Here is a 23,655-nt window from a genome sequence, read left to right on the forward strand (position 1 = left end):
ATTATGATTCGGCGCTTCCTGCGGGCGATACTGGTCGGTCCGGAGGCGGTTCAGCTCCGCCGATTCTTCCTCGTCGGATTACTGGCCGCCGGGTTCCAGACCGGCCTGCTCGGCGCGCTCGTCGAGTGGGGGAATATCCAGTATCTCCTCGCCGCCATCTGCTCCATCGAGATAACCATCCTGCTCCAGTACGGCGTCAACAACCGGTGGACGTTCCACGCCGCCCGCCATCAGGGCTGGCGCGAGTACGGACGGGGACTGCTGCGGACGAATCTCGTCCGCGGGTCGGCCATCCCCATTCAGGTGGGAGTGTTGTACGCGCTCGTCTCGCTCGCGACCATCCCCTATCTGGCCGCCAACGGCATCGGCATCGTCGTGAGCGGTATCTATCGGTACGTCCTTGACTCGCGCTGGACGTGGCAGGACTGACTTACCAGTCCAGACGCCGTTGCAGGAGCGTCGCGCTCCCGAACAGCCCCAGACCGAGCGCGAACAGGCAGGCGATGGCTGCGTACGTCAGCGCCGGCTGGAAGTTCCGCATCCCCTGATTGACGAGGACGCCGAGGCCGCCGTTGGCGACGAACCACTCGGCGATGACGACACCGGAGAGCCCGCTGACGATGGAGAGTTTCACGCCCGCGAGGACGGTGGGCACGCCGTACCGCAGTCGGACGGCGAGTCGTGCCCGGCGCGGCGCATCGACGGAATCGAGCAGGGAGCGGTGTGATTCGGGGAGCGTCGCCAACCCGCTCGCCGTCGCGACGGCAATGGGGAAAAACGTCGCGAGCGCAATCAGCACCGTCGCGGCGCTGACGGAGATGCCGAACCAGACGAGCAAGAGCGGCGCGGCGACGATGGTCGGCGTCACGCGCGCGCCGACCAGAAACGGACCGACGACGGGGCGAGAGTTTGGAACGAACGCGATGAGCGTGCCGAGTCCGCCGCCGACGGCGGCCCCGAGCGCCCACCCGGCCGCGAGTTTGGAGAGCGACCCCCCCGTCGCCGTGACGAACAGCACTGGCGACGCGAGCAGGGTCGTGGCCACGTCGCTCGGCGCGGGCAGGAAGACGGACGCGTTCGGGATGGTGAGGGTGCCGGCCAGCCAGACGCCGGCGAGAAGCGCGAGGGCAACGAGGCCGGCGCGGAGCCGCTCCGCGCGCGGCGCGACGACCCCGTCGGTTCGGGTGCCGAACGCGCTCGCGTCGTCGGCGCCGTCGGACCAGCGAAGCAGGCGTTCGGCGCCGGAAACGAGGCCGAACAGCGTCAGTCCGATGCCGACGACGAGCGAGACGTCGGCGAACACGAGCGCCGTATCGAGGTCGGCGGCGGCGCGCAACACCGCGTAGCCGAGGCCGCGCGAGGCGGCGAGAAACTCCGCGAGCAACACCCCTTCGACGGCGAGCGGCGTGGCGATTTTTACCCCGGCGAAGACGCTCGGGAGTGCGTTCGGCAGGCGGACGTGTCGAATCCGCGCCCACGTCGACGCCTCCACCGACTGCAGGAGGTCGAGTTGGCTCGACGGAACCGACAGCAGGCCGTCGAGCGTCGACACGGTGACGGGGAAGAAGGTGAGAATCGTGGCCATCAGCACGCGCGTCTGGAGCGTCGCGCCGAAAGCGACTAGCAACAGCGGCGCGATGGCGACGAGGGGGACGATACGGACGGAGAGCAAGAGCGGGTAGATAGCGAGTCGAAGCCGGCGCGACGCCGCCATGACGCCTGCGAAGCCGACGCCGGCGGCGACGCCGACGAGCCAGCCGAGGCCGATTTCGTACGCCGTGTAGCCGAGGTGTCCGACGATGTCCGTGCGGTTGGCCCGGAGCGCGGCCACCACCTCCGTCGGCGCCGGCAACAGGATGGTCGGCACGCCGGAGACGGCCGTCACAACCTGCCAGCCGACGACGGCCACGGCGAGCGTGGCGGTGGCGACGACGGGGTGGGCGAGGCCGGCGGCGAGTCGGCGCGCGCGGGGACGAGCCGCGCCCATTCAGACGGGGAGGTCGTAGTCAGTTGAGACCTGTGCGGCGTAGTCGCCGACGACGGCGGCCTCCGTGTCGAGATACTCGTTCGTCCAGACGTCGGACGCGGCAACGCCGCCGTCGATGACGCCGCCGTCGGCGAGACGGCTCACGACCCGGTCCCACGCGTCGGCGCGCTGGTGGCCCCAGCCGTGTTCGCGGACCGTCTCGCTCAGCACGAGGTTTTTCGCCGTGTACTTCAGTTTGAGGAGGCCCACCTCGCGCGATTCCGACAGGCTGGAGCGAGCCTCGACCATCCGGTCCATCGCCCCCTCGGGGTTGTTGGAGGCCCACGCCCAGCCCCGAGCGGTCGCCCGGAGGAACCCCCGGAGCACGTCGGGGTTCTCGGCCGCGTAGCCGGGGCGGGCGAACACCGTTCGGCCGATGGCCGGCGTGTAGTCGGCGAGCCAGAGCATCGAGGCGTCGTACCCCTGCTGGGAGAGGCCAATCGAGTCGGAGAAGATGCCGACCGCGGCGTCGACGTTGCCCGAGAGGAGGTTCGACGTCTGCTGTTCGACGCCGACGTTGACGAGTTCGACGTCCTCGCGAATCCCCTCCTGTTCGAGCAGCATCTCCAGATACGTCATCGTCTTGGCCGACTCGGCGACGACGGCGACGCGCTTGCCGGCGAGTTGTGCGGGGTCGGTGAGTGCCTCGCCAAACTGCTCGTCGACGGTGTAGATGGCGGCGTTGGAGTCCTGTGCGCCCGCAAAGGACCGAACGTCGAGGTCACGGTCGCGCGCCTGCAACAGCGCGACGCCCGTCCCCAGTCCGAGGTCCTGATTCCCGAGACCGACCTGTTTGGCCGCGAAGCCGCCGCCCTGTCCCGAGACGAGGTCGACGTCGAGGCCTTCCTCCTCGTAGAAGCCGTTCTGGTCGGCGACGAAGTAGCCCGCCTGCGTCGCGTTCGGCTTCCAGTTCAGAATGACGGACACGTCGGTCGTGCCGCCCGAATCCGCGCTGGCACTCCCCCCCGAGTCGCCGAGACAGCCCGCGAGTCCGGCGCCCGCCGCCACGCCCATCGCCCGAAGCGCGTCACGCCGTGTAGTGGTAACCCAAGACATACGCGTGGGTGGAGGTGGGGGTATTGATACTTAAACATTTCATCGTTATTCTTATTTATAGAGAATAGCCGTGCGAGCGAACGGCTCGTCGGGTAGCGGTTCGAAGAAGCGCCGTCGCCAGGGCTCGAACCTGGGACCACCTCGTTAACAGCGAGGTGCTCTACCATCTGAGCTACGACGGCTCAGTTTCCGATAGTTGCAGTCTACCCAAAGGGCTTTCGCTTTGACCCGCTCCCCGTCGGCTGGTCACGTGGGGCGCGACGCCACACCGACACGCTTTCCGCTCGCCGGAGCGAGACGCCGCCATGAGCGACTTCGAGGCCGTCGTCACGCACGTCGCCGACCGCGTGACCCCGGACGCCGCGGAACGGGAGCGCCTCCGTGACGCGGTCGATACCCTGACCGAACGCGTCCACGACGCACTCGCCGACCTCCCCGTCGAGGGTGACGTGGTACAGGTCGGGTCGACCGCCCGCGGGACGTGGCTCGCCGACGACCGAGATATCGACCTGTTCGTCCGCTTCCCGCCCGACCTCCCTCGCGCCGAGTTGGAGCGCTACGGCCTCGACGTGGGCCGACGCGCCCTCCCCGAGGGGCGGGAGGAGTACGCCGAACACCCCTACGTCACCGGCGAAATCGACGGCTTCGACGTCGACCTCGTCCCCTGTTACGACGTCGCCGACGCGACGGCCATCCAGTCTGCGGTCGACCGCACCCCGTTTCACGACGCCTACCTGCAAGAGCGCCTCGACGAGTCGATAGCGCGCGACGTACGCCTGTTCAAGGCCTTCCTCACCGGCATCGGCGCCTACGGGAGCGACCTTCGCACCCGCGGGTTCTCGGGCTATCTCTCCGAACTCCTCGTCCTCGAATACGGCGGGTTCGAACCCCTCCTCCGGGCCGCCGCCGACTGGCACCCACCGGTCCGCCTCGACCCCGAGGACCACGGCACGGCGACCTTCGACGACCCGCTGGTCGTCATCGACCCGACCGACCCCGAGCGCAACGTCGCCGCCGTCTGCGCCGCCGAGAACGTCGCCCGCCTCCAGCACTACGCCCGTGACCTCCTCACCGACCCCCGCGAGTCGCTGTTCGTCCCGAGCGACCCCGACCCGCTGGACGCCGACGCCGTCCGCGACCACCTCGACCGGCGGGGCACGACTCCCGTCGCCGTCGCCTTCGAGACACCCGACCTCGTCGACGACCAACTCTATCCCCAACTCCGCAAGTCGCTCGACGGCATCGCGGGCGAACTCGACCGCCGCGGGTTCGCCCCGCTCCGCACGGCGACCTTCGCCGACGAGCGCGCGGTCCTGCTGGTCGAACTCGCTGTCGCCGAACTCGCGGCCGTGACCCGGCACGACGGCCCGCCGGTCGACGTTCGCGAACACGCGACCGGCTTTTACGACACCTACGCCGAGCGCGACATCTACGGCCCCTTCCTCGACGGCGACCGCTACGCCGTCGAGCGCGAACGCGAGTTCACGACGCCCGAGGCCCTGCTGGCGAGCGACGCGCTCTTCGACGTGGCGCTCGGGGCACAAATCGAGACGGCACTCGACGACGAGTACGACCTCCTCGTCGGCGACGACGTGGCGACGCTCGCCGACTCGTTCGGCGTCGAACTCGCCCGCTACTTCGACCCGCGCCCCTAGGCGAGGCCGTGAATCGCTCGCACCTCTGCGAGCAGGTCGGTCGTGTCCTCGGACGGGTCGTCGTCGTCCTCGACCGGCGCCCGCCCGTCGAAGGTTTCGTGGATGGTAGCGACGCTCTCGGAGAGCGTGTCCAGCCCGTAGCCGCCTTCGAGAACGAACCCGAGGCCGGCGTCGACGTCCGCCGCCGCCTCGCGAACCCGGCCGGTGAGGCGGGCGTACCCCTCCGTCGAGACGCGCATCCGCGAAATCGGGTCGTGGCGATGGGCGTCGAAGCCCGCGCTCACGAGCAGTAGGTCGGGGTCGAAGCGCGCGATAGCGGGGCGAATCGCCTGTTCGAACGCGAGGAGGTAGTCGGCGTCGCCGGCCCCGGAGGCGAGCGGGACGTTGAACGTCGCGCCCTCACCGGCACCGTCGCCCGTCTCGTCGAGAGCGCCGGTTCCCGGATACAGGCCGTCCTCGTGAATCGAGGCGTAGAACACGTCGTCGCGGTCGTAGAAGATGTCCTGCGTGCCGTTGCCGTGGTGGACGTCCCAGTCGAAGATGGCAACGCGCGTCGCCTTCCCGTCGTCGAGGACGGACCGCGCGGCGACGGCGACGTTGTTGATGAAGCAAAACCCCATGGCCTCGTCTGCCGTCGCGTGGTGTCCGGGCGGGCGGCCGATGGAGAAGGGCGTGTCGCGGCCGTCGTCGCCCGCGAGAGCGCGCTCGGCGGTCCACTGGGCGAGACCGGCGCTCGCGAGCGCGGCGTCCCACGTCCCCTCGGACGCGACGGTGTCGGTGTCCCAGTCGCCGCCGCCGTCGGCACAGAACTCGCGGACCGAGTCGACGTAGTCCGCGTCGTGGACAGCGGTGACTGCCTCGACCGAGGCCGGGTCGGCGTCGACGTAGGTCACGGCGTGGCGCCGGGCGAGTTGGCGGCGGATGGCACGAAGCCGGTCCGCCGCTTCGGGGTGGCGCTCGCCCGTATCGTGGTCGAGACAGGTCTCGCTGTAGCCGAACTGCATCTATTCGAAAAGCTCGAAGTACGTCTCGATGTCCTCCGCCTGGATGGTCCGCCGGTCGGCGTGATTGGCGAGTGTCGCCGCCGCCGCAGCGACGTTGTCCGCGTAATCCTCCAGGATGTCGGCGAGGGCGATGCGGGCGTCCATAGAGACGCGATAGCTCTCGTCGATGTCGAGGCGGGCGATGCGGTCGACCGGCGCGACGGGGAGTTCGAGCGAGTCCCGGTCGACGACCTGTTCGACGCCGAAGTCGGCGGCCATCAAGGTCTTCCGACCGTCCGCCGTCGCCTCTTTCGCCGCGTCGACGGTGAGGTCCGCCCCGTGGCGCTGGATGCGTCGGGCGAGTTCCTCCGCCGCACCCGCGCTCACCCGAAGGTCGCCCGCGTTCCGACGGATAATCGTATCTACCGGGGCGAACGGTAACTCGACGCTCATACCCCGATAGGTGTCCGTGGCGCGTATAATCCTTTCCGTCGGCCTTAGTACACTTCGTCGGCGTCGATACGGCCGTCGTGGAGCGAGCCCCGAACCGTCACTTCCTCGCCGAGTCGGAGGTCGGCGTCGGTGTCGACGCTCCGGGTTTCCGTCCCGTCGTCGAGGACGACCGGACTGCCGGCCTGTACGACCGTCCCCGTGAACTGGACCGTCTCGCCGTCCTCGGATTCGGCGTCGGCGGTCGTCGCCGTGGCCGCGGTGGCCCCGCCGTCGCCGTTGCCGTCGCCGAAGGCGTCGAGGCCCGGACTGCCGTCGCTTCCCCCACTGCTACCGCCCGCGTCCGTCCCCGGCGCGTCGCTCGGCGGGTCGGTGACCGTCACCGTCGCTCGCCACCCCGCCGAGGCTTCGAGGTCGTCCTGCCACCCCTCCTGAATCTCGGCGTCGGTGACGACGACGTAGTCCGCGAGGTCGACGTCGAAATCCGCCTTCTCGCCCCACAGAGCGACGCGGATGTCGCCCGTCTCGTCTTTGATGCGGACGTTCCGAACCTGCCCTTCGGAGCCGTCGTCGCGGTCGAAGGTTCGCTTCTCGTCCGTCTCGATGACGCCGCCCGCGATGTCTGCCGTCTCGTCGAGTTCGAGGTCGGCGATGTCGGTCGTCTCGGGGTCGTAGTGGACCTCCTCGTCAATTTCCTCGACGGCACCCCGGGAACCGACGTGGAGTTCGAGGTCACCGTCGCGTTCGCGGACGTAGCCGTCGACCACCTCGACCGACGTGCCGGTGTCGAGTTCGGTGGCCCGGTCGGCTCGCTCGTCCCACAGCGTCACCCGGACGCGGCCGGTTTCGTCGCCGAGCGTCAGGTTCGCGACGCGGCCCTCGGAGCCGTCGTCGCGGTCGAACGTCCGCACCGAATCCGTCGCGAGCACCCGACCCCGCAGGTTCACGTCGGAGAGGCCGAGCGAGAGGTCGTCGACGCGGTACGTGTCCTGAATCTGGACGTCCACCTCGGCCTCCTCGTCGACTTCTGCTTGGTCGGCGCTGACCTCGACACCGCTGTACCCCTCCTGTGGTCGACCCTTGATTCGGATGACGTCGCCGACGGCGAGTTCGCCGTCGTCGACCGACTGGGCCATCCGGTCCCAGAAGGAGACACGCACCTGCCCGGTTTCGTCGGCCACGTCGACGTTGATGACGCGGCCCTCCTCGGCGTCGTCGTCAACGTCCTCGCCGTCGCGTTCGAACGTCCGCAGGTCGCCGACGCCGATGACCTTCGCGAGGAACTTCACCTCGTTCATGTCGGGGTCGATGTCGGCGACACCGCTCACCTCCTCGTCTTCGAGTTCGTGAGCGATGAGCATCGCTGCCGTCTCCTCGTCGGCCAGCCCCCCCATCTGCTCGACCTTGTCGTGTACGGCGGCCTCGAACTCCTCGAACTCGACGTCGGTGTCGAGGTCATCGTACACGTCCTCGATTACGCCCATCGTATCCTGCAACAGGCGAACCCGTCGGTTAAGCGTTGTCCTTGCCCGAACGACCCGCCGCAGTCTGTCGATTTCGGCGTCTGCGCCATAGCGCTCACAGACAGGGATGAGCCGGCACCCGGGAAGAACCTACGCGTCGAGTTCGTGGGCAGTGTCCTCGCTCCCGTGGTCGCCGCCACCCGTTATATCGGTGACCGTCACCCGACCGCTCGGCGTGTCGTGAACCACGCGGACCGACGTGACGCGGTGGTCGAGCGCAATCGTCGCCGCGTACGACCGATAGACGAGCGCCTGCGTACACGACGTGTCAGGCGGCGCGTCTCGCTCCGTCGTGACGACGGCCACCAGTTCGTCGCCCTCGACGGTCGCCGAGTCGAGACTCGCGACCGAACACCCGTTCGGCCCGGTGATACAGCCACTGATTCGGACCGTCGTCGTCGAGGCGTCGACCGTCGCCGTCTCGCTGTCGCCCTCCGAGCACTCGCCCGTGTCCGTGAGGTCGCGGTCGGTCACGCGCGGGTCGTCGCCGTCGCCGCCACCGCCCCCCGCACAGCCACCGAGGAGCAAGAGCGGCGTCGTCCGAAGTAGCGTTCGCCGGTGCATACCCGTCGGTGGACCGGCGACGACATACCCTTTCGGGAGACACAAGAGACCGTTTGACGTTCCCGGCGGCGTATCGTAACCGTCTTAAGTAACTCCGGGGTATAGGTAGATGAGTCCTGATAGGGTAGTGGACTATCCTCTTGGCTTGCGGAGCCAGGGACCGGAGTTCAAATCTCCGTCAGGACGTTCACTTCAGTCGTGACCTGACTTCGTCAGGTCACTCCTTCGCTCACGACCTGACGTGCCCCACGCTCGCTACCGCTCGCGTGGGACTCCGTCAGGACGTTTCTGCCGACATTACCCGACGAGCGTAGCGAGTCGGCTGTCGACAGAACGGAGACACGGAGATTTAAGCAGGAAAGTCACAGCGCCGAGCGACAGCGAGGCCACCGTCCGCGACGACGCGGTTTTTGCGTCTCGGGCCGCAATCGGGGGTATGGACGAGGCGCTCCGGGCGGGCATCGCCATCTACAACGCCGGCGACTACCACGCCGCTCACGACGCGTGGGAGGAGCGATGGCTCGAACTCGAATCCGGCACCGACGACGAGCGACTGCTACACGGCCTCATTCAGTTCACGGCGGCGATTCATCACGCCCGCGACCGCAACTGGAGCGGGGCGACCGGACTGGCAGAGAGCGCCACGACGTACCTCGATGGCCTCCCTTCGACGTACCGCGGCGTCGACCTCACTTCCGTCCGCGCGGCGCTCGAACGTCTCGACGCCGACCCGGTGTGGGTCGAGCGTCGCGCACCCCCGCCGCTCCGACACGAGGAAGCGGTCGTGATGCCGGAGGACCTGCGCTTCGAGGCGGCGGCGGTGGCGGCGCGCGTACTGGCGGCGGCGTATGGCTACGACACCGCGACCATCGACCGGGCAATCACGTTCGCCCGCGAGGAAATCGAGGGCGGGGAGCAGACGCTCTTTACGACCGCCGTCATGGAGTTCGTGACCGCTGACGCGGCGCGGGCGCTCGTCTACCAGCGACTCGCCGAACACGTTGAGCGGCGCAACCGGGAGTACGAGGACGTCGACGGCCTGTTCGAACCGTGACTCACGACGTCCGCGGGTCGTCCCGCGGCGCGTCCTGACAGTCTTCGAGGTGCTCGGGAAGGATATCGACGGTAGCATCGCAGAATGGACAGGTTCGGCGCATGGACACACACAGATGTGTGCCGGACTGGGTTAAAACTGCTCGCCCGTCTCAGAACAGCGAGACGGCGTAGGCGAGCGACGAGAAGACCATGAGGAAGACGAGCACGAGGGCGAGAATCTGCTGTCGGTCCATACGGGCGTATGCCACCTCGGAGAGGAGTAGTTTTCGTCTCCGTTACGCGTCTTCGATTGGGTCGCCCGCCAGCGTGTACTCCGCCGAGTCGTCTTTGGGGTCGTAGCCCAGCACCTCTTTCGCGCGCTCGATGGAGTAGTACTTGCGCTCGTTGTCGGAGATGCCGTAGACGATTTCGTACTCGTAGTCGGCGGTGAGACAGCAGTCGAAGAGGTGGGCGCAGTCGCGGTGCGAGAGCCACATCGCCTGCCCGCGCTCGTAGTTTCGCGGCGGATGGCCCTCGGTGAGGTTGCCGATGCGGACGCAGGCGACGGACAGGCCCTCGGCGTCGTGGTAGTAGCGCCCGAGCGTCTCGCCCGCCGCCTTGCTGACGCCGTAGAGGTTGCCCGGCCGCGGGAGTTCGGACCCGTCGAGGCGGTAGTCGTCGTCGGTGCGGTACATATCGGGCGTCCGCTCGTCGGTCTCGTACGCCGAGACGGCGTGATTCGAGGAGGCGAAGACGACGCGGTCGACGCCGGCCTCGACGGCCGCCTCGTACACCGTCTGGGTCCCGTCGATGTTGTTCGTGAGGACCGAGTTCCACGGCGCCTCGGGACGGGGGTCGCCGGCGAGGTGAATCACGGCGCCGACGCCCTCCATCGCGTCGGCGATGGCCGCCTCGTTGGTCACGTCCGCGACGACGACGTCGTCCTCGCCGACGCCCGTGGGGAGGCGGTCGCTCGACAGCGGTTCCCGGTCGAGCAGTCGCCACTCGTAGGCGTCGCCGATCCCGCTGAGAATCGCTTGCCCGACGCGGCCGCCCGCGCCAGTCAGTAGCACCGGGTCGTCCATTCGACCGTCAATGGGACCACCGAACCCAAGTAATATCCGATTTGCCGGTGCGAGACTGGGGACGCGGCGACAGGCCTTACCGAGACGCGAGCGAGGGACCGATATGGTCACCGACCCACAGCGTGCCTGCTTCGAGGCGGGCATCAAGTTCGGCTCGCTCTATCACCAGTTCGCGGGGACGCCCGTCTCGCCCGACAGCGCGCCGAGTCTCGAACGCGCGATGGAAGAGTCAATCGAGAATCAGCCGTTCTGCGAGGCCGTCGACGTCGATATCGACGCATCGGCGCTCGAAGACGCCGCCGACGACCACGGGTACGTCGAACTCACGGGTCGGTTCATGGAGGTCGAGATGCGAATCGTCTACGAGGGCGTGACCGTTCGGACGGAGATGGTGATGGAAGACGGCTACCCCCTGATGCAGCTAGTGACCGTCGAATAGCGGTCGCTCGTACCCCGGATACACGACGTTTCACTTTCACTTTCGGGCGTGCGTTTAACCCACATGACGGCGAACGGATGGGCATGAGTCAGACGACACTGGGCGACGACGAACTCTTCGGCGAGGCGGCGGCGGAGGTTCGCGCGGACGTGGAGGAACACCTGTCGAAGGCGCGGGCCGAACTCCCCGATTCGACCGATATCTGGGAGACGGAGGCGGACAACGTCCTCGGCGTGTTGAACGGGCTTCGGTCCGCGCTCGATGTCGGCGACGCCGAGGAACACCTCAGGCAGGCGAAAAAGTGGTACACGATGGGCGAACGCGCCGACGCCTTCGAGGACGCCGACGACCTTGCCGCCGCCATCGAGGAACTCGACGCCCTCATCGAGTCCATCGAATCGGCCCACGACGGGGTGAGCGACCTCACGAACGCGGTGCCGGAGCTTCGTGGGTCACTGCAGGAGTTCGAAACGGACGAAGAGTAGTCAGCGGTTCGGCGGCCGAGACACGTCGCGCTCGGCGACCGCCTGCAGGAGTCGGTCGAGCGCGGCCGCCGACAGGTCGAGGAGTTCGTCGCCCAGCGCCGCGTCACCGGCGTCGGGGTCACCGACCACGCCGTTCTCGGTGAACTCGGCGGAGTCGTGAGCGAGATTCGTCCCCGAGGTCCAGTGCCCCCAGCCGTCGCTGGCCCCCGCTTGCGCCTCGTCCATGCGGTCCTCGTGGACGAGTTCGGGATGGGTCGCGCGCAAGAGTGCCGTCTCCAGCGGGCCACCGTGACCCATGTCGGCGGCGTGGTCGCCGACCGCCTCGAACCACGTGAACGGGACGGCGTAGGCGTCGTCGTGCCGGGTGATGGTCGAGGTCACCTCGCCGAGTGCGGGGACGTTGCCGCCGTGGCCGTTGACGACGACCACCCGGTCGAGGCCGTGATGGGCGAGACTCTGTACGACCTCGCGGACGTACTGCCGGAAGGTGTCGGGCGACACCCAGAGCGTCCCCGGGAACTGGCGGTGTTCCTCCGAGACGCCGACGGAGACGGGGGGTGTCACCGCCACGGTCCCGTCGTAGCGGTCGGCACCCGCCTCGGCGACCGTCTCGGCGTGGAGGGCGTCGGTTCCGAGAGGGGCGTGTGGTCCGTGCTGTTCGGTGCTGCCGACCGGAACGAGCGCGAGGTCGGTGTCGGCGTCCCGTACGTCGGTCCACGTCGCGTCGGTGAGGTGCATATCCGCATCTCGACGGCCGGGGCCTTCAACGTCCGGCCGGGCCGTGTGGTACCCGGTACCATTAGGGACTGCCAGTCCCACATACAATGCGGGGAATCATCGTATGGACGGAGTGGGCGACACGGAGCCGGGGGGACAAATCCGGGTGCTACACGTAGACGACGACTCGGAGTTCGCCGAGATGGCGGCGACGTTTCTCGAACGGGCGGACGACCGGCTCAGCGTCGAGACGGCGACGAGCGCTCGCGAGGGGCTGGACCATCTCGAACGCGGGGCCGTCGACTGTGTCGTCTCGGATTACGAGATGCCGGAGATGGACGGCATCGGGTTTCTGGAGGCCGTCCGCGAGCGCTGGCCCGACCGGCCCTTCATCCTCTTTACGGGCCGGGGGTCGGAGACGGTGGCGAGCGACGCCATCTCGGCGGGCGTGACCGACTACCTCCAGAAGGGGTCGAGTACGGAGCGATACGAACTGCTCGCGAACCGCATCGGGAACGTCGTCGAGGCTCGCCGCTCCCGTCGAATGTTGACCGAGCGGACCCGGCGACTGGAGACGCTCATCAGCAACCTGCCGGGCATCGTCTACCGCTGTCGGAACGAACCGGGGTGGCCGATGGAGACGGTCGAAGGAGAGGTAGAGCGGCTCACGGGGTACAGCGCGGGCGCGCTGGAACGGGACGACGTGTCGTGGGGCGAGGACGTTCTCCACGAGGCTGACCGGGAGGAGATATGGGAGACGGTTCAAGCACAACTCGCGACCGAGGAGTCGTTCGAGATGACCTACCGTATCGTGACGGCGGGGGGCGACACGAAGTGGATGTGGGAGCGGGGCCGCGTCGTCGAGCCGTCCGGTGGCGAGTTGACGGTCCTCGAAGGGTTCATCACCAACATCACCGACCGGAAGGAGCGAGAGCGGGAACTCGAACGCCGGACCGAGGAGTTGGAGGAACTGACGACCGAACTCGAAGAGCAGTACCGCTATCTCTTCGAGGAGGCGCCGGTCATGGCCGTCGTCACGCGTACCGAGGACGGCGAACCAGTCATCGACGACTGTAACCGGCGGTTCGCCGAGACGCTGGGCTACGAGCGCGAGGCCGTGGTGGGGGAGCGACTGGCGACGTTCTACACGCCGGAGTCGGCACGGGAGTTACTGGGGGGCGGCTACGACCGGGCGCTGGCCGGCGAGTTCGTCCGCGAAGACCGGGAACTGGTGACCGCCGACGGCGACGTCGTCGAGACGCTGTTGCGCGCGGTGCCGCGGTACGACGCGTGCGACGAGGTTGTGGGTACGCTCGCACTCTACGTCGACATCAGCGAGCGCAAGGAGTTGGAGCGAGAGAAGTCCCGATTGGAGGAGTTCGCGAACATCGTCTCGCACGACCTGCGGAACCCGCTGAACGTCGCCCAGAGCCGAGCGAAACTGGCGCGGGAGACGGGCGACCTCTCGCATCTGGACGCCGCGATGCGCGCTCACGAGCGGATGGAGGCACTGGTCGAAGACCTCCTCACTCTCGCGCGGACGGGCGAACACGTCGACGAGCCGGTGGCGGTCGACCTGTCGTCGCTCGCCGAGCGCTGTTGGACGACGGTCCCGACGGCCGAGGCGACACTCGTCACGCAGACGGAGCGGTCCGTCCGGGCCGACCGGGACCGACTCCAACAACTCCTCGAGAACCTCGTCCAGAACGCTGTCGAACACGGCTCGACAGGCAATCAGACTCCGTCTGATGACGCAGTCGACCACGGCGGCAAAGCGGTGACCATCACAATCGGCGAGATGGCAGACGGTTTCTACGTCGCCGACGACGGCCCGGGCATCCCCGAGTCGGAGCGAGAAGATGTGTTCGAGGCCGGGTACTCGACGGTGGAGGACGGGACGGGCTTCGGCCTCCGCATCGTCCGACAGGTGGCGGAGGCCCACGAGTGGGACATCGACCTGTGCGAGAGCGAGGGAGGCGGCGCTCGCTTCGAGTTCCGGGGCGTCGAGTTCGACTAATCGGTGCCCGAAGTCGATTCCTCGACGTCGGCGCGTGCCCCCCGGTCGGTCGCCCGGTCGACGAACTCGGCGGGAAGGGCGTCGATTTCGCCCGCCTGCACGCTCCACAGACTCGCGTAGAGGCCGTCGGTCGCCAGTAGGTCCTCGTGAGTCCCTCGCTCGACCACCTCGCCGTCGTCGAGGACGACGATTTGCTCGGCGTCTTTCACCGTCGAGAGGCGGTGGGCGATGACGAACGTGGTTCGGTCCGCAGTCAGTCGGTCCAGCGAGCGCTGAATCAGCATCTCCGTCTCGGTGTCGACGTCGCTGGTCGCCTCGTCCAGAATCAGAATCTCGGGGTCTTTGAGCATCGCCCGCGCGATGGAGAGGCGCTGGCGCTGGCCGCCGGAGAGTTTCACGCCGCGCTCGCCGACCATCGTGTCGTAGCCGTCGGGGAGGTTCGTGACGAACTCGTGGGCCTCGGCGGCCTTCGCGGCGGCGACGATGTCCTCGTCGCTCGCGTCGAACGTGCCGTAGGTGATGTTCTCGCGGACGGTGCCGTAGAAGAGAAAGGTCTCCTGACTGACGTAGCCGATGGCGTCGCGGAGGCTGTCGAGAGTCACGTCGCGGACGTCCTGTCCGTCGATTCGAATCGCGCCGGCGTCGACGTCGTACATCCGGAGGAGCAGTTTCAGCGCCGTCGACTTGCCGGCGCCGGTTGGGCCGACGAGCGCGAGCGTGTCGCCGCCCTCGGCAGTAAAGGAGACGCCGTCGAGGATGGTCTCGTCCTCGTAGCCGAAGGTCACGTCGTCGTATTCGACGCGGCCATCGTCGACGGCGAGTTCGGCGGCGTCGGGGCGTTCGTCGATGCCCGCGTCCTCGTCCATCAGCCCGAAGATGCGGGCGGTGGAGGCGTAGGCCCGCTGGTACATGTTGATTATCTGCCCGAACTGCGCCATCGGCCAGATGAAGCGCTGGCTGTAGAGGATGAAGGCGACGAACTCGCCGGGGCGGAGTTCGCCGGTGAACAGCCACGGCCCTTCGCCGCGAAACACCCAGAGGCCGCCGATGGTGAAGGTGAGCGCGAAGCCGAGGCCGGCGAGCACTCGCAGGCCGGGGAAGAACTTGATGCGCGTCTCGATGGCGTCCCAGTTGGCGTCGAAGTAGTCGCCGGACACCTCCTCGACGCGGTCAGCCTCGTAGGACTCGGTGCTACTCGTCTTGATGACCTGAATCCCGCCGAGGTTGTTCTCCAGTCGGGAATTGACCTGCCCGACGGAGGAACGGACGTCGGCGTATTTGGGCTGGATTGTCTTGACGAAGCGGTAGGTGAAGAAGGCGATGAGCGGGACGGGCAGGAGCGCGACGACGGCGAGTTGGCGGTTCATCCAGAACAGCAGGGCGGCGATGCCGACGACCATCACGCCGAGGCGAAAGGCGGAGTTGAGGCCGTCGTTGAGAAAGCGTTCGAGGCGGTTGACGTCGTTCGAAAGCACCGACATCATCTCCCCGGTCTGCTTGTCGGCGAAGAAGGTCATGTTGAGCCGCTGCATCGCGTCGTAGGTGTCGGTGCGGACGGCGTGTTGGACGTACTGCGCGAAGCGGTTCCAGCCCCAGTTTCGCACCCAGTGCAGGCCGGCGCCGCCGAGAAACGAGAAGAGGACGATGCCGACGATGAGCCAGAACTGCGCCTCGGTGTCGGTCGGCAGCCACACGTCGGGAACGAGCGGGAGCGAGAACTCGCTCTCGTCGAGGAAGATGGCGTCGACGGCGATACCGAGGAGGAGGGGCGGGAGCAGGTCGAGTATGCGGGCGAGCAGGCTGGCGACGACGCCGATGGCGAAGGTTCCGGAGCGCTCGCGGCCGTACTCGGCGAACAGCCGACGCATCGGGTTACTGGTTCGCTCGCGCTGCGCTTCGAAGGGGTCGTCGTCCGCGGGGACGTCCATCGCGATGAGTTCAGGGACGCCCCGGCAAAAGGGTACGGACCGCTCAGTTGATACTGTTCAGCGTAGCGCGTTGGAATTGACGACACCTCGAAAGCCCCGACTCGCTGGACTCGGGGGCCTCGTTGCGCTCCTCGGCCTTCGGCCTGCGGTGCTTACGTCGGCCGCCTTCCTCCAGCAGCGAGGGAGCGAAGCTCCCTCGGGCAATCGGGCGGCGAAGCCGCCCGATAACGAGTCGCCCCTTTCAGTCCACCCTGTTGCGGCCAATCGGCCAGTCGATGGGGTGGGATTGAAAGGGGCCGGCGTCTCGGCGTACCCGGACGCTGCAAGCACCGCAACGTAGTGAGGAGCGCAGCGAGTCCCGGGAGCCGAGACGCCGGGGGCTTTCGAGGTGGCGCCAATTTCATCTGCGTATCTAAACACTACCACTCAGTCGCCCGCGCTCGTGGCCTCGCGAATCTCTGCCACCGAGGCGTCGGTCTTGAACGCGGTGCCGTGATAGTGGGCGCGCGACGCCTCGAAGCCGGCGTCCCGAAGGTCGGCGAGGAAGTCGTCCATCGCGGGCGCCGAGCGCGTCCACTCCTTGCAGAGGCGGTGCTGGTCGTAGTGGGTGGGGCGGTCGAGTTCGGTTTCGAGCGTGTCGAGCAGTCGCCCGGCCCGGGCGGCCTCGCCCATCTCGTCGTCGATGTGGTCGGCGACGCTGGCGACGAAGTCGCGGTCACGAATCGCACCCAACCAGAGCGGCCCGGCGGTGACGAAGCGGTCACTACCACAGGCGGGACAGTCCTCGGGCGGGTGCGCGATAAAGCCGTACTCGTGATTGCGAGTGAGACAGTCCTCGCAGTGGTGGACGTAGCCGAGTTCGTCGAGACACGCGTCGGCTTGGGTCGCCCGCCCGTCGAGTTCGAGATAGGTCCGGGCGTAGTGGCGCGAGACGTGCGAGCAGATGGGACGGGCGGCGGTGTCGTAGCGGGCGGCGGTGCGGACGAGCGCCGAGAGGAGAATCCGAAGCCCCATCTCGGGGTGGTAGTCGGTGTTTCGGGGGATGGCGCTGTAGGAGCGCCGCCCGCTCTCGAAGTGGGCGCCACAGAGGGGTGCGGTGTCGGTGGCGGTGACACAGACCATGTCGCGGGCGTTCGAGAACGCGGCGTCGGCGAAGGGTATCGGCGTCCCGAAGGGGTCCAAGTCGATGACGTCGTGGGTCGTGTCGTACATCAGGGCGTTGGCGTCGCGTTCGCGGACGTCGACCGAGAGGTCGTTGCGGTCGGCGTTCGCCCGCGTGAGCGAGACGGCGTCGGCGTCGGTGTCGGCGGCGGTCACGTCCCAGCCCTCGTTCGCGGCCCGGAGCGCGCGGACGCCACTCGCGGTCATCGCGTCGAGATAGGAGTCGGCGCGGGGTTCGCGCTCGCGATACGCCCGGAGTACGGCGACGGTCACGTCGCGGTTCAGTTCCTGTGTCGGGTTGTAGAAGACGCCCTCGCCGCGGCCCTCGCTCGCGCCGTCGCGGGCGTCGGGCACGTCGAACTCGATTCCGCCCTCGGTGACGCGCATGGTCGAGGTGGGCGAGGCGGGCCGAAAAACGGCGCGGTTCGCGGGCGGTGCGCATCCATCCGACCGAACCCCTTTAGACGGCGAAGCCCGACGGCTTTCGTCGTGAAGGAGGACGACTGGCGGGCGGCGCTCTCGACGGCGGGAGAGCTATCCGGACCCATCGCCGACGCCATCCTCTCGGCACACGGGAATCGGGGGCAACGCGCCATCGAAGCCGTCTCCGAGGAGCGTGTCAAGCAGTACCGCGATTTCACCGTCGTCGTCGGCCACGACGACGAATACATCGTCGAAAACGGCACCTGCACCTGCAAGGACGCGGAGTACAACCTCGACCAGAGCGACCCGACGGACCTCTGCTGGCACGCGCTGGCCGTCGAAATCGCCGAACGCGTCGACGCCGTCGACCACCACGACATGTGGTACTCCGAAGTGCGGGAGTTCATCTAAGACGACCCCGACAGCCAAAAGAGTCTCATACACGAGCGCCGAAGAGGGTATTATGTCCCCGGCACACCGACACGGCCCTCGCGGCGTCGACCTCTCCCGCGAGGAGGCGTGGGTGCTCCACGCCGCGGTGTTGGATCACGCCGAGCGAACGGTCGCAGCGGGTCGCGACCCGGCGCAGGCAGTCGCCGTCCTCGACCGTATCGAGGCGGGCGAGCGACTCGACGAGACGGCGCGGACCGTCGCCCAAGACGCCCTCGAAACGTATCTCGAAAGCGCGCCGGAGCGGGACCGAGCGCTGGCCGACGAGATTCGGGCCGCCCTCGGCGCTCAGGCCTCGTCCAGCCAGTAATCCACGTCGTCGTCGCGGCGGTAGTAGCCCGCGACGGTCCGTGGCTCCTCGCTCCCCGGCGGCGACCCGGCGTAGACGCCGATTTTCTCCGACTCCGGATACACGGTCACATCGGGGTCGTCCATCGTCGACATCGCGAGATAGCGAAGCGGCTCGTCGCCGTCGTTGCTGACGCGGTGCGCGCCGGCCTCGCCCTCTGGGAGCGCGACATAGGCCCCGGATTCGAGCGGACGGACGCCGTCGGCGGTGCGTAACTGGCCCGACCCGCTGAGAACGTAGATAGCCTCCTCGTTGCCGGTGTGGTAGTGGAAGGGCCACGACTTCGTCCCCGGCGGGAGTTCGTACAGCGAACAGCCGAGGCGCTCGCCGCCCGCGGCCGCCGCGAGACGCTTGCGACGGAACCTCGTCTCACCCTCGTCGATCGATTCCCAGTCCAAATCGGTCTCGTCAACGTGCATATCGACGGCTCGGTGGGGGAGCGGAAAGAAACTGCGCCGAGTGCGGCGAAATATATATTGCTATTGAGTACTATGTGTGTCAAGTAATGTCACGGTTGACGTTAGCACAGCTCGATGACCGATACGCGGCGCTAGGGCTCTGTGTCGGCGCGTACTTCGCGGTGCGGCTGGCGCAGTTGCTCGTCAGCCCGCTGGTACCGTCGCTCCGGGAATCGTTCGGCGTCACGCAGGGCGTCGTCGGCGTCATCCTCACCGGGATGTGGCTGGTGTACGCCGTCGCGCAGGCGCCGAGCGGCGCGGCGGGCGACCGCTACGGGCCGCGCCGCGTGGTCCTCGTTGCGCTCGGCTGTACGGCGGTGGGAGCGCTGGCGCTCGCGGCGGCGCCGTCGCCGCTCACCTTCGGGGCGTTCGCGCTCGTCCTCGGTGTCGGCGCCGGGCTCTACTACACGCCGGCGACGGCACTTCTGGCCGACCGGTTCGACGACGTGGGGCAGGTCATCGGCGTCCACCGCGTGGGAAGTCAGGTCGCGGGGCTGGTCGCGCCGGCGCTGGCGACGCTCGTCGGCGCTCGCTTCGGGTGGCGCGTCGCCGTGGGGAGCGGGGCAGTCGTCGCCGCGCTAGTGCTCGGCGTCGTGACCGTGAGCGGCGCGTCGCGCTCAACGCCGCCTCGCCCCGCCCGGACCGACGGGGGGACGGCGGTGCGTCCACACGCCGCGCTCGGCGTGCTCACTCGCCCGCGAGTGGCGTTCGCCGTCGGCCTCGCCACGGTGGGTGAGTTCGCGTCGCTGGCGACGCTCTCCTTTCTGCCCGCCTTTCTCGTCGCACAGCACGGCCTCTCGCTCCCGGAAGCGGGCGCGCTCTTCTCGGGCTACTTCGTCGTCGTCGCGGCGCTCCAGCCGGTGAGCGGGTGGGCCGCCGACCGCTTCGGACGAGACGCCGTCACCGGGGGGCTGTTCGTCGTCGGCGCCGCCGGCTACGCGGGCCTCGCGCTCACGAGCGACGCGGCGTTCGCAGTGCCGGCGGTGGCGCTCGTCGGCGTCGCGATGGCGTGGGGGCCACCGGTACAGGCGCGAGCGGTGGACGCGCTGGCCGACGCGGAGCGCGGCGTCGGCTTCGGCACTGTCCGAACGAGCTACATCCTCGTCGGAGCGCTCGGCCCCGCCGTGGTGGGAACGCTCGCCGATACCGCCGGGTGGACCGTCGGCTTCGGCTTCCTCGCTGTCGTCCTCGGCGTCGGTGCCAGCGCACTCGCGGTGGCGCGACTCGGCGGGCGAGCGTGGTGAGTCACCAGACGGCCCACGCCAGCAACGCCACCCCGACGGCCACCGCGGGGGCGTCGCGCCACGTCGGGGCGAGCGGTGGGAGGGTTGGGTTCCACGCGAAACAGCGGGCCTGAAGCGCGAGCGCGAAGCGGTCGGCGCGGGCGAACACCCGCCGCAACCCCGTCACTCCCACGAGGCGTATCCGCTCGCGGAGCGACCGGGTCGACCCTAGGCGGGCGTCCATCGCCGACCGGATGGTCGAGAGGTCCTCTCGAAGCAGCGGCAGAAAGCGGAGGACGAACCCGACGCCGGCGCCGAGGACGACGCCGGCTCGACCGGGCAGCAGCGACTGGATGGCGGCGCGGGACGCCCGCACTCGCGTCGTGCGGATGTACGCCGTCGAGACGAGAAGCAGGAGGAGGACGCGATAGCTGGCCAGCGCGGGCGTGACGGCATCGGCGAGGACGAACCACGGCCCCCCGAGGGTCAGCCCCTCGACTACCGGCGCGGCGACGAGAAAGGGGAGGAAGGCGCGGTAGGAGCGCAGGCTGGCGAGGACGGGCGTCGCCGCCAGCCAGCAGACTGCAAGGGCGAACCCGGTGAGCGCGAGGAGGCCGCGGGGCGTCGTGTGGGCGAAGGCCGCGATGGCGACGGCGGCCTGCACGAACAGTTTGGTCCGCGGGTCGAGGCGGTGGACGACGGTGTCGCTCGTCGCGTCGAACCTCATGGCGGTCGGACGCCGAGTTCCTCCAGCCGTGCCGCCGACGGGTCCGCCGCGTCGAGCGCGACAGAGCCGTTCGAGAGGACGACCGTTCGGTCCGCGAGCGGGCGGAGGTCACGCAGGTCGTGAGTGACGACGACGACGCTGACGCCCGACGCGTGGAGCGCGTTGAGACGGTCGAGGACCGACTCGCGGGCGCGCAGGTCCAGCCCCGTGAAGGGTTCGTCGAGGACGAGGTGGTCGGGTTCCATCGCCAGCGCGCCCGCGATGGCGACGCGTTCGCGCTCACCCCCGGAGAGTTCGTCGATGCGGTCCGTCTCCCGGCCGCCCATCCGCACGGCGTCGAGCGCGTCGGCGACACGCCGGTCGATTTCCTCGCGGTCCAGACCGAGATTCTCCGGGCCGAACGCCACGTCGGCACCGACCGTCGCAGCGACGAAGCCGTCGCGCGGGTCCTGAAACACCATGCCGACGCTGGTTCGGGCGGCGACCAAGTCCTCGGCCACGGGGCGGTCGTTGACGCGCACCTCGCCCTCGTCGGGGGTTACCAGCCCGTTGAACCCGCGGACGAGCGTCGTCTTGCCGGAGCCGTTGGGGCCGGCGAGCAGGAGGAACTCGCCGTCGTCGACGGTGAGCGAGACGTCCTCGACGGCGGGGACGCCGTCGTAGCGATACGTGTAGTCCTCGACCGCTATCATCGGGCGACGATGGCGTCGCTGCGGACGATGGCTATCGTCGCGGCGACTTTCAGCGCGGCGACGGGGATGAAGGGGACGACGACGGCGGTGACCGCCGCCACGAGGCCGATAGCCTGCACGAGCGCGTACCCCACCGCGCCGGCGGCGTAGACGACGAGAGTCCCCGCCGTGAGCGCGAGGAACAGGCGCGGCACCGGAACATCGCTCGGCGGCGTGAGGCCGTCCCGGCCGTGGGCGACGGCGCCGATTGTCATCGCGGCGAGCGGGAAGCCGATGAGGAAGCCACCGGTCGGCCCGAGGATGACGCCGAGTCCGGCGTTGCCGCCGGCGAACACGGGCAGACCGATGAGCCCCGCAAGTAGGTAGAGCGTGAAGGCGACGCCCGCCCACAGGGGGCCGAGGACGATTCCAGCGAGATACACCCAGACCGTCTGGAGCGTAATCGGGACGTTGGGGGCGAGCGGATGCACCATATCGACCGGGGCGGTGGCGCTCGTCGCCGCCGCGAACAGCACCGCCCGGGCGACGTTGCCCGTCACCTCGTCGCCGACCAACTCGACCGAATCCGTCGGAGTCGACATGGCCGCCACTCTCTCGTAAACCTATTAGTAGGTTTGGGTTGACGGAATCGGCGGTTGAGAGAACAACCAGTCAACGTTTCCGCCTGTCCGCCGCTTTTGAGCGTCTGGCCCCTTGTATCGACGATGTCAGACTTCTCCATCGAGGCCGATTGGGGCGCGCTCTACGTCGACGGCGAGTGGACCGAGGGAGCGGACGGGGAAACCATCGCGGTGGAGGACCCGTCGACCCGAGAGACGGTCACGACCGTCGCCGCGGCCACCGAGAGCGACGTGGACGAGGCCTACGAGGCCGCCGCGGCCGCGCAGTCGGCGTGGGCCGAACAGCCGCCCGCTCGCCGCCAAGCGGTCGTCGAGGAGTTTCTGGACGTGTTGGAGGCCCACCACGACGACGTGACGGACCTCCTCGAGTACGAGGTCGGTGGCTCGACGCTCATGGGCGAGACGTCGATGCAGATTGCGACCGACCACGCGACGGAGGCGGCGACGCTTCCCCGCCGGATGAAAGGCGAGCACGTCGCCTCGAACATCCCGGGGAAGGAGAACCTCGTCGAGCGACAGCCGAAAGGCGTCGTGACGGTCATCTCGCCGTGGAACTTCCCGCTGAACCTCTCGATGCGGGCGGTGGCGCCGGCGATTGCCGCTGGGAACAGTGTCGTGCTCAAACCGTCGACGAACTCCCCGATAACGGGCGGTCTGCTCTTCGCGAAGCTGTTTGCCGAGACGAGTCTCCCCGACGGCGTCATCAACGTCGTGACGGGGCGCGGGTCCGAGATTGGCGACCGAGTCGCGGGCCACCCCGAGAGCGACGTCGTGGCGTTCACGGGGTCGACGTCGGTCGGCCGGCGCGTCGCGGGCATCGCAGGCGAGAACCTCGCCATTCCGGCGATGGAACTCGGCGGCAACAACGCTCACGTCGTGATGGCGGACGCGGACTTGGACCGCGCCATCGACGCCGCGACGTTCGGCTCGTTCGTTCATCAGGGACAGGTGTGTATCTCCATTAATCGCCACCTCGTCCACGAGGACGTGTACGACGAGTACGTCGAGCGTCTCACGAAGCGGGCGGCGGCGCTTCCGACGGGGAGCGTGCACGACGAAGACACCGTCGTCGGCCCCATCATCGACGAGTCACAGCGCGACGAGATGCTGAGCTACGTCGAGGAGACGGTCGAAGCGGGCGCGACGCTCGAAACCGGCGGCGAGACGGTTCCTATCGACGGCGTCGACGACTCGCTGGTCGTCGCGCCGACGGTGCTCTCCGACGTGACCCAAGATATGGCGGCGGCGTGCAACGAGCACTTCGGCCCGATTGCGCCCGTGATTCCGTTCTCGGACGTCGACGAGGCGGTCGCACTCGCCAACGACACCGAGTACGGCCTGTCGGGGGCGGTCCACTCGACGGAGCTCAGTCTCGCGAAAGAGGTCGCGCAGCGCATGGAGACGGGCAACGTCCACATCAACGACCAGCCCATCAACGACGAGGCCCACGTCCCGTTCAGCGGGGTCGGCGCCTCGGGCGTCGGCACCTACAACAGCGACGCCTTCCTCGACGAAATCACGGAGACGAAGTGGATTTCGGTCCAGCACGAGCCGCGGGACTACCCCATCTGACGCACTCGCCGAACGCC

At 68.4% G+C, this 23,655-nt stretch carries 24 protein-coding genes and 2 tRNA genes; 11 read left to right on the forward strand and 15 right to left on the reverse strand.

Annotated elements, in window-relative coordinates:
• Window positions 1-3: 3 nt before the first annotated feature.
• On the forward strand, window positions 4-429 hold the full coding sequence (locus tag ACQUSQ_RS07185) for a GtrA family protein (RefSeq protein ID WP_435067859.1): 426 nt from the start codon (window positions 4-6) through the stop codon (window positions 427-429).
• A 1-nt stretch (window position 430) separates the two neighbouring features.
• On the opposite strand, the gene ACQUSQ_RS07190 is transcribed toward ACQUSQ_RS07185, so the two are convergent.
• The 3 genes from ACQUSQ_RS07190 to ACQUSQ_RS07200 form a co-directional block, all read right to left on the reverse strand.
• A complete protein-coding gene (locus ACQUSQ_RS07190; protein WP_435067860.1) occupies window positions 431-1,987 on the reverse strand; it encodes an ABC transporter permease in 1,557 nt (518 codons plus the stop codon).
• The gene (locus tag ACQUSQ_RS07195) at window positions 1,988-3,082 is read right to left on the reverse strand and encodes an ABC transporter substrate-binding protein (RefSeq protein ID WP_435067861.1); all 1,095 of its coding nucleotides are present in this window, start codon (window positions 3,080-3,082) and stop codon (window positions 1,988-1,990) included.
• 109 nt (window positions 3,083-3,191) lie between these two features.
• A tRNA-Asn gene (locus ACQUSQ_RS07200) sits at window positions 3,192-3,264 on the reverse strand.
• A 123-nt stretch (window positions 3,265-3,387) separates the two neighbouring features.
• Between ACQUSQ_RS07200 and cca the strand changes: the two genes are divergently transcribed.
• Window positions 3,388-4,737 (forward strand): CCA tRNA nucleotidyltransferase, encoded by a 1,350-nt coding sequence (gene cca, locus ACQUSQ_RS07205; protein ID WP_435067862.1) that lies wholly within the window; start codon window positions 3,388-3,390, stop codon window positions 4,735-4,737.
• Here cca and ACQUSQ_RS07210 read toward each other — a convergent pair.
• The 4 genes from ACQUSQ_RS07210 to ACQUSQ_RS07225 form a co-directional block, all read right to left on the reverse strand.
• Window positions 4,734-5,741, reverse strand: a complete 1,008-nt coding sequence (locus tag ACQUSQ_RS07210) for a histone deacetylase family protein (protein WP_435067863.1) — start codon at window positions 5,739-5,741, stop codon at window positions 4,734-4,736. The two genes, cca and ACQUSQ_RS07210, sit on opposite strands and share 4 nt — an antisense overlap.
• Window positions 5,742-6,173 (reverse strand): histone, encoded by a 432-nt coding sequence (locus ACQUSQ_RS07215; RefSeq protein WP_435067864.1) that lies wholly within the window; start codon window positions 6,171-6,173, stop codon window positions 5,742-5,744.
• 44 nt (window positions 6,174-6,217) lie between these two features.
• On the reverse strand, window positions 6,218-7,654 hold the full coding sequence (locus tag ACQUSQ_RS07220; RefSeq protein WP_435067865.1) for a single-stranded DNA binding protein: 1,437 nt from the start codon (window positions 7,652-7,654) through the stop codon (window positions 6,218-6,220).
• A gap of 129 nt (window positions 7,655-7,783) precedes the next feature.
• Window positions 7,784-8,257 carry a hypothetical protein gene (locus ACQUSQ_RS07225; protein ID WP_435067866.1) on the reverse strand — a complete coding sequence of 158 codons (474 nt, stop codon included), beginning with the start codon at window positions 8,255-8,257 and terminating at the stop codon, window positions 7,784-7,786.
• Window positions 8,258-8,370: 113 nt separating this feature from the next.
• Between ACQUSQ_RS07225 and ACQUSQ_RS07230 the strand changes: the two genes are divergently transcribed.
• Both ACQUSQ_RS07230 and ACQUSQ_RS07235 read left to right on the forward strand, forming a co-directional pair.
• Window positions 8,371-8,443 (forward strand) — tRNA-Arg (locus ACQUSQ_RS07230).
• A 250-nt stretch (window positions 8,444-8,693) separates the two neighbouring features.
• Window positions 8,694-9,311: a DUF309 domain-containing protein gene (locus ACQUSQ_RS07235; RefSeq protein WP_435067867.1), complete on the forward strand. Its 618-nt coding sequence runs from the start codon at window positions 8,694-8,696 to the stop codon at window positions 9,309-9,311.
• Between the two features lie 277 nt (window positions 9,312-9,588).
• Here ACQUSQ_RS07235 and azf read toward each other — a convergent pair whose 3' ends face one another.
• On the reverse strand, window positions 9,589-10,377 hold the full coding sequence (gene azf / locus ACQUSQ_RS07240) for an NAD-dependent glucose-6-phosphate dehydrogenase Azf (RefSeq protein WP_435067868.1): 789 nt from the start codon (window positions 10,375-10,377) through the stop codon (window positions 9,589-9,591).
• A gap of 103 nt (window positions 10,378-10,480) precedes the next feature.
• Between azf and ACQUSQ_RS07245 the strand changes: the two genes are divergently transcribed.
• Together ACQUSQ_RS07245 and ACQUSQ_RS07250 are read left to right on the forward strand one after the other, a co-directional pair.
• Complete coding sequence (locus ACQUSQ_RS07245; protein ID WP_435067869.1) at window positions 10,481-10,816, forward strand: dihydroneopterin aldolase family protein; 336 nt, start codon at window positions 10,481-10,483, stop codon at window positions 10,814-10,816.
• 83 nt (window positions 10,817-10,899) lie between these two features.
• Window positions 10,900-11,301 (forward strand): DUF5790 family protein, encoded by a 402-nt coding sequence (locus tag ACQUSQ_RS07250; RefSeq protein ID WP_435067870.1) that lies wholly within the window; start codon window positions 10,900-10,902, stop codon window positions 11,299-11,301.
• On the opposite strand, the gene ACQUSQ_RS07255 is transcribed toward ACQUSQ_RS07250, so the two are convergent.
• A complete protein-coding gene (locus ACQUSQ_RS07255; RefSeq protein ID WP_435067871.1) occupies window positions 11,302-12,039 on the reverse strand; it encodes a creatininase family protein in 738 nt (245 codons plus the stop codon).
• Between the two features lie 145 nt (window positions 12,040-12,184).
• Between ACQUSQ_RS07255 and ACQUSQ_RS07260 the strand changes: the two genes are divergently transcribed.
• Entirely contained in the window at window positions 12,185-14,035 is a 1,851-nt protein-coding gene (locus ACQUSQ_RS07260; protein ID WP_435067872.1) for a PAS domain S-box protein, read from the forward strand.
• Here ACQUSQ_RS07260 and ACQUSQ_RS07265 read toward each other — a convergent pair.
• Complete coding sequence (locus ACQUSQ_RS07265) at window positions 14,032-15,963, reverse strand: ABC transporter ATP-binding protein (RefSeq protein ID WP_435067873.1); 1,932 nt, start codon at window positions 15,961-15,963, stop codon at window positions 14,032-14,034. The genes ACQUSQ_RS07260 and ACQUSQ_RS07265 overlap by 4 nt on opposite strands.
• A 426-nt stretch (window positions 15,964-16,389) precedes the next feature.
• Complete coding sequence (locus tag ACQUSQ_RS07270; RefSeq protein ID WP_435067874.1) at window positions 16,390-17,511, reverse strand: tRNA (guanine(26)-N(2))-dimethyltransferase; 1,122 nt, start codon at window positions 17,509-17,511, stop codon at window positions 16,390-16,392.
• Window positions 17,512-17,613: 102 nt separating this feature from the next.
• On the opposite strand from ACQUSQ_RS07270, the gene ACQUSQ_RS07275 reads away from it, so the two are divergent.
• The gene (locus tag ACQUSQ_RS07275) at window positions 17,614-17,958 is read left to right on the forward strand and encodes a hypothetical protein (protein WP_435067875.1); all 345 of its coding nucleotides are present in this window, start codon (window positions 17,614-17,616) and stop codon (window positions 17,956-17,958) included.
• Between the two features lie 52 nt (window positions 17,959-18,010).
• Entirely contained in the window at window positions 18,011-18,307 is a 297-nt protein-coding gene (locus tag ACQUSQ_RS07280; RefSeq protein WP_435067876.1) for a hypothetical protein, read from the forward strand.
• On the opposite strand, the gene ACQUSQ_RS07285 is transcribed toward ACQUSQ_RS07280, so the two are convergent.
• Entirely contained in the window at window positions 18,286-18,765 is a 480-nt protein-coding gene (locus ACQUSQ_RS07285; protein WP_435067877.1) for a cupin domain-containing protein, read from the reverse strand. The genes ACQUSQ_RS07280 and ACQUSQ_RS07285 overlap by 22 nt on opposite strands.
• A gap of 86 nt (window positions 18,766-18,851) precedes the next feature.
• On the opposite strand from ACQUSQ_RS07285, the gene ACQUSQ_RS07290 reads away from it, so the two are divergent.
• Window positions 18,852-20,048 carry an MFS transporter gene (locus ACQUSQ_RS07290; protein ID WP_435067878.1) on the forward strand — a complete coding sequence of 399 codons (1,197 nt, stop codon included), beginning with the start codon at window positions 18,852-18,854 and terminating at the stop codon, window positions 20,046-20,048.
• A 1-nt stretch (window position 20,049) separates the two neighbouring features.
• Here ACQUSQ_RS07290 and ACQUSQ_RS07295 read toward each other — a convergent pair whose 3' ends face one another.
• The 3 genes from ACQUSQ_RS07295 to ACQUSQ_RS07305 are packed head-to-tail and all read right to left on the reverse strand — an operon-like array spanning window position 20,050 to window position 22,027.
• The gene (locus ACQUSQ_RS07295; protein ID WP_435067879.1) at window positions 20,050-20,754 is read right to left on the reverse strand and encodes an energy-coupling factor transporter transmembrane component T family protein; all 705 of its coding nucleotides are present in this window, start codon (window positions 20,752-20,754) and stop codon (window positions 20,050-20,052) included.
• On the reverse strand, window positions 20,751-21,446 hold the full coding sequence (locus tag ACQUSQ_RS07300; protein ID WP_435067880.1) for an energy-coupling factor ABC transporter ATP-binding protein: 696 nt from the start codon (window positions 21,444-21,446) through the stop codon (window positions 20,751-20,753). The genes ACQUSQ_RS07295 and ACQUSQ_RS07300 overlap by 4 nt, the downstream gene beginning before the upstream one ends.
• Entirely contained in the window at window positions 21,443-22,027 is a 585-nt protein-coding gene (locus ACQUSQ_RS07305; protein WP_435067881.1) for a biotin transporter BioY, read from the reverse strand. Before ACQUSQ_RS07305 ends, ACQUSQ_RS07300 begins: the two co-directional genes overlap by 4 nt.
• A gap of 123 nt (window positions 22,028-22,150) precedes the next feature.
• Between ACQUSQ_RS07305 and ACQUSQ_RS07310 the strand changes: the two genes are divergently transcribed.
• Window positions 22,151-23,638 (forward strand): aldehyde dehydrogenase family protein, encoded by a 1,488-nt coding sequence (locus ACQUSQ_RS07310; RefSeq protein ID WP_435067882.1) that lies wholly within the window; start codon window positions 22,151-22,153, stop codon window positions 23,636-23,638.
• The last annotated feature ends 17 nt before the right edge of the window (window positions 23,639-23,655 follow it).

Origin of the sequence: Haloplanus sp. C73 (genome assembly GCF_051195115.1) — an archaeon.
Classification (GTDB): domain Archaea; phylum Halobacteriota; class Halobacteria; order Halobacteriales; family Haloferacaceae; genus Haloplanus.